A 14170-nucleotide genomic window follows, 5' to 3' on the forward strand; every position below is an offset into this window, starting at 1 on the left:
AGAGAAGGGGGCGACGCGGTCAGCTGTGGACCGCGTCGCCCGGAACCGACAGCGAGCAGCCGCTACTTCACCCGGTACACGCCCCACAGGCCGCCAGCGCTCCACAGGAAGCTGGCGTGGTCCCGGTAGAGGTAGTCGCCCTTGACGCTGGAGGCACCGCCCGCGCCGTACTCGGGGATCATCGTGTACGACTGCATCACCGACGCTCCGCCCTGGGTGGAGATGATGGGTGACGTGGCGTTGGGGCCCATGACGCGCGACTGGCTGCCCGCGAGCCACGGGTTGCGGCGCCACTCCGCGCCATGCATGGAGATGGCGTGCTGACGTGAGTGGCCGGAGGGATGGCCGAAGCGCCAGCGCACCGGGTCGTTCACCTTGACCTCGAACACGGGCGTGGCCGGGTCGCCATGCGCGGTGGAGCTCAAGATGTCGCGCAGGTCGTAATCGTTGAGCGTCTCCATGTCCGTCTGGGGCGGCACGCCCAGGCGGGCCCACAGGGGCTCAGTGCGATAGTTGAAGCCCTTCTGTCCGGTGTCTTGCGAGTCGTCGATTCCCGCCGTGTTGCGCAGCGCCGTGCCGCTCTCCAGGCCATCCGTGTCCCAGAAGGTGGAGTCATCACTGTGCAGGCCCAGGTCGTCCTGGAAGAGGGCGACGAACTCGCGGAACGTCTCCGGCTTGCCGTCGGCCCGGGTGTACGAGACGTAGGCCTGGGCCTCGGTGCCGGGGTCGGCCGTCCATGAGGCGTCAGCGGGCTCGATGACGAGCGCGCCGATGGCGCCGTGCATGCCGTGGTTCACCACGTCCGCCATGTTGCGCAGGTTGACGATGCCGAACTCCATGGGCGTCCTGCGGCCCCAGGGGAACGGGGTGCCAAACGGCGAGCTCTTGAACTCACCGGCGAACCACCGGTACGCGCGCGTGCCGCCGGGCGGAACCGTCTGCACCGCGTTGAGGCCCACGTTGGCGCCGTCGTCCACGTTGACGTCGTAGTTGACGAGCTGCGGATGCAGCGACACGTGGTTCGACATCCGCACCTGGTTGACGTTGAAGCGCGGAGTGATGGCCGAGTGGTGCGCCCAGACGTACGACTTCGGCAGGGTGGTGGATGGCAGCCGGTTGGTCAGGATGACCTGGATGCACTCACCCGCGCGGGCCCTGAGGATGAGCGGCTCCGGCTTGCGCGTGCCGGCCTTCAGCCCGGCCAGGTGCGCGTCCTGCGCGAAGATGATGGCGTCCGGGTCGTAGATCTTGTGCGCGTCGTTGTAGACGAGCCGCTTGCCGGCGATGTGGTTCTTCGCGTCGATGGCGGAGACCCGGTACAGCCGCACCGGCGAGCCCTTCGGACACGAGTCCGTCTTGATGGGCTTGATGCCGAACCACTGGAGCGCCTCGTACTGGAGCACCAGGTCCTTGTCGATTCGCATCATCCCCTCGCGGTCCGCCATGAGGTGCTCGACGGTGCGCTGCTTCACCGGCTTGCCCGTCTCGTCCACCTCGTAGGAGTCCTCCACGGAGTCGCGCTCCTTCTCCGGATCCAACACCTCCAGGCCCGCCTCGTCGGGCAGGTCCAGCAGGGTGAACGGCGGGTAGGGCTGCACCTCTCCGTTCGCCGCGCCCCGGGTGGCGACAGACTGGAGCTTCGGGTTCTCGTCCGCGGCCAGCAGGGCCACGTCCGCCAGGGTGCGGGTGTTGCGCAGCCGGTTCTTCGTCGTGCGGAGGATGCCCCACATGCCGTTCCACAGGTCGCCCGTGGAAGCGCTCATGTACATGTAGTCCGCCGTCTCGTACGGGCCGATGATTTGCGGCAGGCCGCCGGTCAGGTTGAACTCGAACTTCTCCGAGATGCCGATGGGCTGCGCGTTGTAGAAGCCGCTGTCCGGGTCGTACAGCTCCTTGAGCCACTTGTTGCCGTGGAGGGTGAAGGAGTGCTGCTCCTCCTGTGAGCCCTGGATGAGGCGGATGCGGATGTTGTCGCCCGGGTTGCCGTACATCACCGGCGTGTACGGGTCGCCGTGGATGTCCGAGCGGAAGACGTTGGCCATGTCTCCGCGCGTCCCGCTGCGCTGCACCCGATCACTGCAACTGAGGCGAGTGGAGATGCGGTGGGGGATGGGCTCGTTGTGGTAGTTGATGGTCATCCCGCCCGGGTCGGCGGCGCTGATGGCCTCCGGCATGGGTGTGGACTCGAAGCCGACCGCCCACGGCAGCTTCTCCTCCTTGTAGTTGGGCGGGTTCACCGGCTTGCCGCACTCGTCGTAGAGGGGCACGTAGTCCGCGAAGGCGATGGCGAACTCGCGGAAGCTGTTGGCCGGGTTCGCGGTGATGATGTCCGCGCTCCAGCTCGTCGGGCCACCGTCCGCCACGCGCGAGCCGTAGAAGATGCCCGTGCGAGGGTCCCTCCACTTGGAGCCCTTCGGTTCGACGATCAACGCGCCGTAGAAGCCGTGCTGCTGATGGGACGACGGGCCGAAGTGGTCGTGGGTGAACACGGTCTCCAGCGGGTGCTCCTTGCCCGAGTCGCTGAGCAGCGGGTCCGCCCACCAGCGCTGCACGCTGGTCTGCGCGGTGCCCGGCGCGCGGGGGATGCGCGGGTGCGACGCGGGCGCGGTGAGGTACACGCGCGCGCCCGTCTCGCCCACGTTGCCATCCGCCACGAAGGCGCCGCCCGCCGCGTTGGCCAGGTGGATGCGGTGCGCCACCGTGTCCGAGGACAGTGTGCCGTCCTCGTAGTTCCAGCCGTTGCCGGCGCCGTCCGCCGCCGTCACGTCGAACTTCACCAGGTGGATGTGCTGACCGATGATGTCCGTGGGCGTGTAGATCTGGAAGTCATCCGGTGCCAGGTGCGCGGGGATGAGGTTGGTGGCGTAGAAGTTGATGCACTCGCCCGACTCGGCGCGGAAGAAGAAGGGCTCTGGAGGCCGCTTGCCGTCCTGGGTCGCAGGCACGTCCTCGTTGAGCACCATCAGTCGCGCCTGCGGGTCATGCCAGCCGGCCCGGTTCACCCGCTGCATAGCGATTTGGAGATAGGTCGCGCGGTAGTTGCGCTTCGTCGTGCGCGCCGGACACGGGTCCGCGAAGGGTGCACCGGCGACAGGGGGCCGGCCGTTGACGAGGAACTTCCCGGTGCCGCCCAGCGCGGTGTAGCCGGGGTAGTACTTCACCGTCTCCGCGAAGACGGGGTCGTTGTGCAGCGGCACGATGGACGGCGCGGTGGCGCCGACGGAGCTGGGGAAGTCGCCGGAGTGGAAGGCCATGGCGGCCTTCTCCGTCGGGGTGCCGGCCTGGGGCAGCAGCTTGATGTTGAGCGCCGTCGGGTCCACGTCGAAGCGCCCCGAGTTGCCATAGGCCACCGGGCCCACCGCGTTGGTGACGATGTGGCGCGGCAGACCGCCGTCGAACTCCAGGTCCAGGGGCGCCTGGGGCGTCCGGCGGCCGGGCATGCCCGGGATGTAGAAGGGATAGCCGGGGAACGCGGGCCGCGTCATCGGGCCCGAGGGCGTGCTCACCGTGGTGGCGACATACGTGGGCATGGGCGGCATGGCCCGGCTGGGGATGGGGATGACGGCCGGGTTGGGGGTGCCGTTCTTGATCTCCGCGTCGGGCAGCACGCGGTCCTTGGTGCCGGCCTCGAACACGTCATGCACGCGCCACAGCGCCCACATGCCCTGGGCGAAGTGGGGATACAGGTGGCAGTGGTGGATGGAGTCGCCCACGGTGAGGTTGCGGTTGCCGGAGCCTCCGAAGTTGATGTCGTAGGTGAAGGCCGAGCCGGGGCTGACCGTCTGCGAGTCCAGGTAGTTGGAGTCCTGGGCGCCGGGGGAGTACTTCCACTGGTGGGCGTGGAGGTGGAAGACGTGGGTCTCCGCGGGGCCCGCGTGGATGTTGCGGATGCGCACCGGGTCGCCCAGGTAGCTGTGGTGCACGTTGGTCGGGTCGTCCGGATAGAGCGCCGCCACGGCCTTGCCTGAGGCGTCCTTCTCCACGTTCATCGCCGGGTCGCCATTGGCCCAGGACTCGAGGAAGAACTCCTCGTACTCGCAGGTGACGCAGTCCTTGGTGGGGCCAATCTTCGCGCGGTTGGCGATGAGCTCCGCGCCCAGGCCCGCCACGCCGTAGTTCACCCCGAAGCCGTCGCGGACGCTGTGGAACGTCGGGTTCCACTCCAGCTCGTCGAAGGCCTGAACCGCCTTGATTTCATCGTGGTAGATGGCCGTGAGTTCGCGGAAGTGGCCCTGGTCGATGGACGTCCGGGTGCCCACCGACGTGCCCTTGTAGCCGGTGATGATGGCCTCCAGGTCGCCGTGACGGATCTGTCGATTGGCGTCCAGGATGGCCAGGTACGGCCGGTTGGAGTCATCCAGCTTCTCGTACTGGATGAGCGGCGTGCCGTCCGGGTTGGTGCCCGTGGTGACGGACTTGAGCACGGTCGCGCTCACCTTGGAGCGGTACCAGCTGCTGCCCGCGGGCTCCACGTTGACGGCGCCGAAGAGGCCCTGCGCGGTGGAGCCTCCGTCGCCCTCGCCGCCGAACGAGGCTCCCATGCTGTGGAAGAAGAAGACGCCCTCGTGGTCGGCGTACCACTCGTAGTCGAGCGAGCCTCCGGAGGGCACGAGGCTGCTGGGGTTGTAGCCGACGTTGGCGCCGTCGGAGAGGATGTTCCGGTACTGCAGGCCCTGCACGTGGATGGAGGCGTGGCGCGTGGCGGGGGAGTTGTCGCGGTGGTCGCTGTCCGCCTCCTTGTCCTCGCCGAGCCAGAACCACCGGCCGCCCACCGCCTCGCCCTTGATGAGCGAGAGGACGGCGTCATACGAGGGCGTCCACACCCAGAGCGGCAAGAGCTTGCGCAGGAAGCTCTGCGTGGTGGAGCCGCCCGCCTTGCTCGGGCCGGGCTGGGACTCCTCCGCGCTGGGAATCTCCGAGCGGGTGGGGGCCAGCCAGTTGGTGAACTTCACGTGGAGGCAGTCCCCCACGTTGGCGCGCAGCGTGAGCGGGCGGGGGCGCTTGTTCGTCTTCAGCCGCGCGTTGCCGGGCCCCGCGGGCTTGCTCGGGCTGATGGCCTCCACGTCCTCACGGAGGGCGTAGATCATGCCCGTGGGGTTGAAGGAGCCCAGCCGGTTGTAGGTGTAGACCTGGTCCAGCGCCACCACGTCCGCGAAGATCGTCCGCGCGCACGTGGGCTCCGCGACCGCCTGTGGAGAGGACCCCACCAGCTTCTCCTGCGTGGGCGCCATGGGCTGGTGGCCTGGAGCGGCCCGCAGGGACGCGTCGGTTCCGTCCGGTTGGCAGGCGAGGCTGGAGACCAGCGCGGCCGCCAGGAAGGATCGCCCGAGCGTGGGCGCGACCCGGCCTCCGGGTAGGGGTCTCCCCCCTGGGTGTTGTCGATTCTTGGTTGAAGACACACATCCCCCTGAACCGCCCTCGATGAGAGCGATTTCATGATTAAGCCGTGAAACGCGACATTTGTGTTTCTGAGAGACTTCTCAAGAAACACAGACATCCAGTCCGTGTTTCCGATGTCTCACTATGGGCGTCGCCGACGGGAAGTAAACACTCCGCGTAAGCGTCCGGACTCGCGACACTTCGTGCCCGCACTGGGAGGTTGTCTGAGAGGATTCAAAGGAACAGGGATGTGGTGGTTAACCCTTAGAGTCTCTAAAACACGGGAATTGCCCGAGTTTTCCTGGGGTGGAAAGCACCCCCGGAGTTGCATTTTGCTACGGTGTTGTTGAAATTTTGCTGATTGAAAGATGCATGACGGTTGTAGGATTCAGGCCCCCGCAGGTCTGCCACTCCGGAGCGTCCCCTACATGTCCTGGTCTTTCCGCCAACTGCTGGCGCCTCTCACGGCGCTGCTCCTGGTCGTCTCAGCTTGTGATGGTGACGACCCTCCTTCCAACCCTGTCTGTGGAAATGGTGTCGTCGAAAGTGGCGAGCGCTGTGACGACGGCAACACCACCAATGGGGATGGCTGTGAAAGCAGCTGTCAGCCGACGCCTGACGCGGGCACGGATGCCGGTCCCACGGTACCTGACGCGGGTGAGCCGGATGCCGGTGAGCCGGATGCGGGTCCCGTAGAGACGGACGCGGGCACGGATTCGGGCACGGACGCTGGCCCGGTGGAGACGGACGCGGGCACGGATGCGGGCCAGGTGGAGACGGACGCCGGTCCTGTCGAGACGGACGCCGGCATCGACGCAGGCCCCGGGGAGACGGATGCGGGTCCGGTGGAGACGGACGCGGGCACGGACGCCGGTCCTGTCGAGACGGACGCGGGCACGGATGCCGGCCCAGTGGAGACGGACGCGGGCACGGATGCCGGCCCGGTGGAGACGGACGCGGGCACGGATGCCGGCCCGGTGGAGACGGACGCGGGCACGGATGCAGGCCCGGTGGAGACGGACGCGGGCACGGATGCCGGCCCGGTGGAGACGGATGCGGGGACGGACGCCGGTACTGGCGAGCCGGATGCGGGCTCGGGGAGCGATGCCGGCACGGACGCCGGCTCGGGTGAGACCGTCGTGATGTGCCCGGCGGCGAACCTGCCGCCTCCTCCGACGGGGTCCTGCTCGGTGGAGTCGGGCGGCGCCGCGCGACTGTTCACGGGCATCATCCTGGCGCCGGACAAGGTCTACCAGGGTGGGCAGATGCTCGTGGACTCCGCGGGCATCATCCAGTGCGTGAGCTGTGATTGCTCGCAGACGCCAGGCGCGTCCACGGCCACTCGCGTGACGTGCCCGCAGGCGGTGGTGTCGCCGGGTCTCATCAACTCGCATGACCACATCACGTTCCAGGCGGCGCCCTACGTGGCGACCGGCTCGACGGTGGAAGAGCGCTACGAGCACCGCCACGACTGGCGTGAAGGCAACAACGGCCACACGCGCATCTCCGCGGGCGGCACGACGAACGCGGATGGGATTCGCTGGGGTGAGCTGCGCCAGGTCATCGCGGGCACCACGTCCATCGCCGGCTCGGGTGGCGCCAAGGGGTTGCTGCGCAACCTGGACGCGCCGAACCTCTCCGAGACGGGCAGCAACCAGGAAGGCCTGGGGGCGGGCTCGGGCGCGAACTACCAGACGTTCCCGTTGAGCGACAGCGACGGTCGCGAAGTGGCGAGCGGCTGTGGCTACGCGGGCATCGACACGCCGTCGGACATTCCGGCCGCCTCGGCCTATCTGCCGCACATCGCCGAGGGCATCGAGGGCACCGCGCGCAACGAGTTCCTCTGCCTCTCCGGTCAGCAGTCCGGTGGCCAGGACATCCTCAGCCCGCGTACGGCCATCGTCCATGGCATCGGGCTGCGCGCCGCCGACATCTCCATGATTTCGGGCAAGGGCAGCAGCCTCGTCTGGTCGCCGCGATCCAACATCGGCCTGTATGGCGATACCGCCGCCGTCCCGCTCTACAAGTCCCTGGGCGTGAACATCGCGCTGGGCACCGACTGGCTGCGCTCCGGCTCCATGAACGTCCTGCGTGAGCTGCGCTGCGCGGACTCGTTGGACAGCGATTACTTCAACAACTCGCTGACCGACGCGGAGACGTGGGCGATGGTGACTGGCAACGCGGCCCACGCGTTCCAGGCCACGAACACGGGCGCGCTGGCTCCGGGCAAGCTGGCGGACGTTGCCATCTTCCGGCTCAACGGCCATGTGGACTCGCCGTACCGCGCCGTCATCATGGCGGAGCCCGCGGACGTGGTGCTGACGATGCGCGGCGGCACGCCGCTCTACGGTGAGGCGGCGGTGGTCACCGCCCTGGGTGGCGCGAGCTGCGACACGCTGGACGTGTGCGGCGCGATGCGCTCGGTGTGCCTCCAGTCGGAGATCAGCACGTCGCTGGACACGCTGAGATCGCGCAACAACGGCGCCTACCCGCTGTTCTCCTGCACCGTGCCGGCGAGCGAGCCGGTGTGTGAGCCGCGCCGCGCCTCCACGGACTCCCGCTACCCGGCCTCCGTGACGGGCTCCACCGTCTACTCCGGTGACCCCACCGGCACCGACGTGGACGGCGATGGCATCCCCGATGCGCAGGACAACTGCCCGGCGGTCTTCAACCCGGTGCGCCCGATGGACCAGGGCCTCCAGCGGGACGAGGACGGCGACAACGTCGGTGACGCGTGCGACGTGTGCCCGCTGAACGCGAACACCACGCTGTGCGCGCGGCCCAACCCGAACGACTCGGATGCCGACGGCGTCATCAACGCCGTGGACAACTGCCCCGGCGTGCCCAACGCCGACCAGGCCGACGCGGATGGCGACGGACGCGGCGACGTGTGTGACATCTGCGCGTCTCCCAACCCGGGCGACACGGCGTGCCCGCTGTCCATCTACCAGGTGAAGGAGCCGGCTCCGGGTGGAGGCTCGGCGTGGGTGGGCCAGCGCGTGGGCCTGTCCAACGTCACCGTCACCGGCGTGGGTAGCACGGGCTACTTCGTCCAGGTCAACCCGTTGGATCAGGGCTACCAGGGCGCGGACTACTCCGGCGTCTTCGTCTTCACCCGCACCGCGCCCCCGAGCAACGTGGTGGCGGGCGTGCGAGTGAACGTCAACGGCACGGTGGCCAACTACTTCGGCCAGCTGCAGATCGCCACGCCCACGGCGACCATCATCAGCCAGGGCAGCACGCTGCCGGCTCCGCAGGTGGTGACGCCCGCGGAGATCGCCACGGGCGGCCTGCGCGCCGGACCGCTGGAAGGCGTGCTGGTGCGGGTGTCTCAGGTGGACGTGACGAGCATCGCGCCCGCGCCGGCTGGCGGCGAAAGCGCGCCCACCGGTGAGTTCGAGGTGAACAGCTCGCTGCGCATCAACGACTACCTGTACACGTACCCGATGCCGGCACTGGGAGACCGGTTCTTCTCCATCACCGGCGTGCTGGAGCTGCGCAATGACCACTCGAAGATCGAGCCGCGCTCCGCCGCGGACCTGGTGCCCGCGGGGACGGGTGAGGCGACGCTGGCCTCGCTGGCCCCCACGGGCGTGTTCGTGCGCTCGGGCTCCAGCGGCCCGACGTTCCCGGAGCCGCTGACGGTGACGCTCAGCGGCCCGGCGCTCCAGGACACGGTGGTGACGGTGGCGTCGTCCAGCCCCGCTGTCACCGTGGAGGGTGGGCAGGTGATGATCCCCGCGGGCCAGCGTTCCGCGGTCGTCATCCTGAGCGCTGACGCGTCGCAGGATCCGGACGTGCAGAAGGCCACGTTGACGGCCAGCCTGGGCGGCGTGACTCGCGATGCCCTGGTGCAGGTGCTGGCCGCGGATCAGCCGGCGGCGCTGGCGCAGCTCTCGCCCGAGGTCGCCGTGGTGACTGGGGGCTCCTCGTTCGCCTTCACGGTGACGCTGGATGTGCCTCCGGCGGTGGACACGACGGTGTTCCTGGAGGTGCAGCCGGCCAGCCTGGGCGCGGTGCCGGCCCAGGTGGTGGTGCGGGCCGACACGCTGTCCGCCAAGTTCGACCTGGTCGCGGCCAACGCCAGCGGTGAAGGCCTGGTCGTGGCCACGCTGGATGGCCAGACGGTGTCGGCGCAGCTTCGCGTGACGGACGCGCCCACGGGCGCGGACCACATCGTCATCAGCGAGGCGGCTCCGGCGGGCGCGGGCAATGCGAACGACGAGTTCATCGAGCTGTTCAACCCCACCGCCACCGCGGTGGACCTGTCCGGCTGGAAGGTCCAGTACAAGAGAGCGATTGGCGGCACGTACCTGTCCACCACGCTTCCGGCGGGTGCCATCATCCAGCCTCGCGGCTTCTACCTCGTGGTGCACGGGCAGTACGCGGGCGCCGTGAGTGGCGATGCGAGCTGGGGCACGGTCTTCTCCATGCAGGCCAGCGCGTCGGGCGGAGGCAACCTGCGCATCGGCCCGCCGGGGCTGGGCGTGAACGTGAACGACCCGGCCACGGTGGATGCGGTCGCCTACGGCACCGGCGATGCCCCCGAGGGCACGACCTTCTCCTCCATGCCGGCGGCGGCGGGGAGCTTCGAGCGCAAGGCGACCATCTCCTCCACGTCGGCGACCATGGAGAACGGCTCGGATGCGACGGCTGGCAACGGGTATGACTCGCAGGACAACGCGTCCGACTTCATCCTCCGGACGACGCGTCAGCCCCAGAACTCCTCCAGCGCCACGGAGTAGTTGACGGGCATCCCCGGCCCCTACCGGTCTCTGAACCGGTAGGGGCTGGAAAACCCGGCCCGGCCGGGTCATAAGCGTTCCGTGCGAGTCGTCTCATGGAACGTGAATGGACTGCGTTCGGCCCACGGCAAGGGCTTCTTGCCGTGGTTGTCGGGCGCGAGGGCGCAGGTGGTGGCGCTGCAGGAGGTGCGCGCGCGCGCCGACCAGTTGCCCAACGAGGTCCGCACCCCGCCCCGATGGAAGACGCACTTCTCGTCCGCGGAGCGCCCTGGTTACAGCGGCGTGGGCCTGTTCTCCCGAGATGAACCCGACGCGGTGGAGACCCGTCTGGGCATCCCGGAGATGGACGTGGAGGGCCGGCTCCAGCTCGCCCGCTTCGGCAAGCTCACGGTGGCCAACGTGTACTTCCCCAACGGCAACGGGAAGGACCGGGACCTGAGCCGCATCCCCTTCAAGCTGGCCTTCTACCGACGCCTCTTCGCGGAGCTGGAGAAGCCGCTGCGCGATGGTGGGCGGGTGCTGGTGGTGGGCGACTTCAACACGGCGCATCAAGACATCGACCTGGCGCGTCCCCGGGAGAACCGCGAGACGAGCGGCTTCCGTCCGGAGGAGCGCGAGGAGCTGGACCGGTGGCTCCGGGCGGGCTGGGTCGACAGCTTCCGACACTTCCACAAGGGCGGCGGCCACTACTCGTGGTGGAGCCAGCGCTTCGGGGTGCGGGAGAAGAACATCGGCTGGCGTATCGACTACGTCCTGGCGTCTCCCGGAGCCATGGCCTACGTCAAGCGCGCCGCCATCCACCCCGACGTGTCGGGTTCGGACCACTGCCCGGTGAGCGTGGACCTGGACTCCGCTGTCCGCTGACGATTGCTCGAGGCTCTCTCATGAACGCACTGCTCTCCATTTGGACCTGGGTCGAGATTGGAATCGTCGCGCTGGTCGGTTTCTTCGTTCAGCTCGTCATCGCCATCTTCACGTTGCCGTTCGACAAGACGCGCTATGCCACGGGCCGGTGCTTCCGGATGGTGGGCGTCACCGCGGCGAAGCTGACGCCGTACTGGCGCTTCCGGGTGCACGGCGCGGTGCCGGAACGGGTGGCCCCCAACACGGTGGTGGTGAGCAACCACGAGTCCAACGCGGACCCGTTCCTCATCTCCCATCTGCCCTGGGAGATGAAGTGGCTGGGCAAGGCCAACCTCTTCAAGATTCCCGTGGTGGGGTGGATGATGAGCCTCGCTGGCGACATCCCCGTGCACCGGGGAGACCGCGAGTCCGCCACGGGCGCGATGGCGCGCTGCAAGGAGTGGATGGAGAAGGGGATGCCGGTGATGATCTTCCCGGAGGGCACGCGCTCGAAGACGGACGAGCTGTTGCCCTTCAAGGACGGCGCGTTCCGGCTGGCCATCGAGCGTCAGGCGGACGTGCTGCCGCTGGCGGTGAGCGGGACGCGCAAGGCGCTGCCGAAGCACTCGTGGCGCTTCTCCACCTCGCGCGGCATGGTGACGGTGGGCACGCCCATCTCCACCAAGGGCATGACGATGGATGACCTGGAGAAGCTCAAGACGCTGGCGCGCGAGCAGATCCTCTCGCTGCGCGCCTCGCTCCAGCCGTTGACCCGGGACGCGGACTCCGCCCCGGATACCGTCAGCGCCGCGTAGCACTCCACGCGGGCTGGGAGGGGACGTCGTTCAGACGTCCTTGTCTTCGTCGTCCTCGTCGATGATGTGACAGCCCGTCTCTTCCTCGAGCGCTTCCTCAATAAAGCCGCGCAGCAGGTCCTTGCCGCCAATCTCGAAGGACAGGCTGATTCTGTCGCCGCCGATGACGCCGTCCTTGTCCACGGTGAGCTTGCCGCCCAGGGCCACGGCGCTGCCGTCCACGCGCGCGCCGTTCTGGATGCGGACCTCCCCACCCATGGAGACGGCGTCGCCCGTCACGCGGGCGCCGGCCTCGACGATGACGCGGCCCCGGATGGCGACGGCGTCGTCGACCCTGGCGCCCTTGCGGATGATGACGTTGCCGTCCACGGCGACCGCGTCCGTCACCTTGTCCCCGGCCTCGATGACCAGGTCCGTGCCCTGCACCGCGCGGCTGCCATCCTTGGACGTGGTGGCGCAGACGACCTTGATGTCGTTGGGCTTCTTCGCCGCGTCATCCGCCGCGAAGGCCGGGAAGGTGAGGGTGGCGGCGAGGGCCAGGGTCGGCAGCAGCGATGAGCGCATGGGCGGGCTCCTGAGACATCCGAGTTGAGAGGCCTACGGACGAGGGCTCGCACTGATTGCATGGGGCGGTTGTTCCAGCCGGTGCGGGCCAGGGCACGCGCCTTGCTGTACGGTGTCCATCTGGCCCTGTCCCGAGGTCCGCACTGGCCGCTCCTTCGACGCAGCACGACGACTCCACCGACCTCACCATCTGGGTCTATGCCTTCGGGTACTTCGCGGCCTATGCCCCCTACAGCGCGCTGACGAAGGCGTTGTCGAGCGGCTCCCTGCCGGGCATGGAGGAGGGCATCGTCGGCTTCACGCTGCTGCCGGTGAGCGCGACGACGTCGATGGTGGGCATGTTCATCTTCCTCACGCTCAAGCGCTGGTGGCGCTTCGCGGGGCACCGGAAGGTGCTGGGCCTGCGGGTGCCCTCGCCGGGGCCGTGGACCTTCCTGTCCGGGATGTGCTCGGCGGCCATCATCGGCACCACGACGCTGGCGTACACGCTGGAGGGCACCTCCATCGTCTTCATGATGCTGCTGATGCGCGGCGGCGTGCTGGTGCTGGCACCCGTGGTGGACGTCCTGAGCCGCAGGCGTGTGCGCTGGCCCTCGTGGGTGGCGCTGGGCTTGAGCTTTTCGGCGGTGGTCGTCGCGTCGGGAACGGATGCGCGGGCCACGATGACGGTGGTGGCCATGGTGGACGTGGGCGTGTACCTGCTCAGCTACTTCATCCGGCTGCGCGCGATGAGTCGGCTGGCCAAGTCCGAGGACAAGTCGCTGTCCAGGCGCTACTTCGTGGAGGAGCAGATGGTGGCCACGCCCTTCCTCGTGCTCGTGCTCGCCGGGGTGGCGCTCTGGGGGGGCTCCGCCGCGGCGCAGGACATCCGCGAGGGCTTCACCGGCATGTTCGCCCGGGGGCGGCTGCTGGAGGAGGTGCTGGTGGGCCTGCTGTCCCAGGGGACCGGCATCTTCGGCGGGCTCATCCTCCTGGACGCGAGGGAGAATGCCTTCTCCGTGCCGGTGAATCGCGCGTCCAGCGTGCTCTCTGGCGTGGTGGCCACGGTGGGGTTGTCGCTGTTCCTGGGGCTGCCCGGCGTGGGGACGCGCGAATTGCTCGGCGCCGCGCTCGTCATGGTGGCCATGTCGGTGCTCGCGGTGCCCACGGTGCTCGCGGCCCGACGGCGGGAGGCCGCCACGCGGGCGGCGCTCGGACGCTAGGGGCGGTGCTCGCTACTTCTTGTCCGGCGCGACGTGCAGCGTCAGCACCGGGCAGGGCGCGCGGGAGACGATCTTCTGCGCCACGCTGCCCAGCAGGAGTCGGGGGAGTCCCCGGCGGCCGTGGGTGCCCATGATGATGAGGTCGAAGCGCTCCTGCTCCGCGAGTTCGAGGATGGTGGAGGCCGCCTCGCCCACCAGCACCCGGTGCTTCAGTGTCACCTGCGGGGGCTCCATCTGCTGGAGGAGGGTCGCCAGCTCCTTGCGCGCCGTGTCCATGGCGACCTGCTCCAGCGACAGGGCGTTCCAGCCCGGCGCGGCCACCAGCAGGTCCGGCGCGACGTACTGGGGGGGCTCCCAGGCGTGGACCACCTCCACGGAGGCGTTGAAGGGCCGCGCCAGGTGCAGGGCGTAGTCGATGACGGAGCGAGAGCCCTCGCTCAAATCGATGGGAACGAGAATGCGGGACGGTGCGGCCATCGGCGGCTCCTCGGTGGGTGGAAAGGCCCCTGCTAGGGGAATGGGGCCGGAAGACGCTCAGTGGAAGTTCCATGCCAGGGCCTGCCCGCCTGCTCGTACCCGTGCGCGCGCAGAGCTTGCGGGGAGGCGAGCGCGCTCCGCGATT

Annotated in this window: 7 protein-coding genes; 4 read left to right on the forward strand and 3 right to left on the reverse strand. The window is 68.8% G+C overall.

Features of this window, described 5'->3' with window-relative positions:
• Window positions 1-62 precede the first annotated feature (62 nt).
• A complete protein-coding gene (locus tag HUA78_RS34155) occupies window positions 63-5231 on the reverse strand; it encodes a multicopper oxidase domain-containing protein (RefSeq protein WP_174478075.1) in 5169 nt (1722 codons plus the stop codon).
• Between the two features lie 576 nt (window positions 5232-5807).
• Between HUA78_RS34155 and HUA78_RS46825 the strand changes: the two genes are divergently transcribed.
• The 3 genes from HUA78_RS46825 to HUA78_RS34180 all read left to right on the forward strand — a co-directional run bounded on the left by HUA78_RS46825 (window position 5808) and on the right by HUA78_RS34180 (window position 11782).
• Window positions 5808-10124, forward strand: coding sequence for a lamin tail domain-containing protein (locus tag HUA78_RS46825; protein WP_254624051.1), 4317 nt, complete (start codon window positions 5808-5810; stop codon window positions 10122-10124).
• An 81-nt stretch (window positions 10125-10205) separates the two neighbouring features.
• Window positions 10206-10988 (forward strand): exodeoxyribonuclease III, encoded by a 783-nt coding sequence (locus tag HUA78_RS34175; protein ID WP_174478076.1) that lies wholly within the window; start codon window positions 10206-10208, stop codon window positions 10986-10988.
• A gap of 20 nt (window positions 10989-11008) precedes the next feature.
• A complete protein-coding gene (locus HUA78_RS34180; protein WP_141645157.1) occupies window positions 11009-11782 on the forward strand; it encodes a 1-acyl-sn-glycerol-3-phosphate acyltransferase in 774 nt (257 codons plus the stop codon).
• A 30-nt stretch (window positions 11783-11812) separates the two neighbouring features.
• Here HUA78_RS34180 and HUA78_RS34185 read toward each other — a convergent pair whose 3' ends face one another.
• Complete coding sequence (locus HUA78_RS34185; RefSeq protein ID WP_174478077.1) at window positions 11813-12346, reverse strand: hypothetical protein; 534 nt, start codon at window positions 12344-12346, stop codon at window positions 11813-11815.
• 56 nt (window positions 12347-12402) lie between these two features.
• Between HUA78_RS34185 and HUA78_RS34190 the strand changes: the two genes are divergently transcribed.
• Window positions 12403-13548 carry a hypothetical protein gene (locus HUA78_RS34190; protein WP_174478078.1) on the forward strand — a complete coding sequence of 382 codons (1146 nt, stop codon included), beginning with the start codon at window positions 12403-12405 and terminating at the stop codon, window positions 13546-13548.
• Window positions 13549-13560: 12 nt separating this feature from the next.
• On the opposite strand, the gene HUA78_RS34195 is transcribed toward HUA78_RS34190, so the two are convergent.
• Window positions 13561-14025 (reverse strand): universal stress protein, encoded by a 465-nt coding sequence (locus tag HUA78_RS34195; protein ID WP_174478079.1) that lies wholly within the window; start codon window positions 14023-14025, stop codon window positions 13561-13563.
• Between the last annotated feature and the right edge of the window lie 145 nt (window positions 14026-14170).

Source organism: Myxococcus sp. CA033 (assembly GCF_013336625.1).
Lineage (GTDB): Bacteria > Myxococcota > Myxococcia > Myxococcales > Myxococcaceae > Myxococcus > Myxococcus llanfairpwllgwyngyllgogerychwyrndrobwllllantysiliogogogochensis.

Bases quoted from the DNA above. Each gene is read 5' to 3' on its own strand.
- HUA78_RS34155 (WP_174478075.1), bottom strand. From the start codon at position 5,231: ATGGCGCCCACGCAGGAGAAGCTGGTGGGGTCCTCTCCACAGGCGGTC.
- HUA78_RS46825 (WP_254624051.1), top strand. From the start codon at position 5,808: ATGTCCTGGTCTTTCCGCCAACTGCTGGCGCCTCTCACGGCGCTGCTC.
- HUA78_RS34180 (WP_141645157.1), top strand. From the start codon at position 11,009: ATGAACGCACTGCTCTCCATTTGGACCTGGGTCGAGATTGGAATCGTC.
- HUA78_RS34185 (WP_174478077.1), bottom strand. From the start codon at position 12,346: ATGCGCTCATCGCTGCTGCCGACCCTGGCCCTCGCCGCCACCCTCACC.
- HUA78_RS34195 (WP_174478079.1), bottom strand. From the start codon at position 14,025: ATGGCCGCACCGTCCCGCATTCTCGTTCCCATCGATTTGAGCGAGGGC.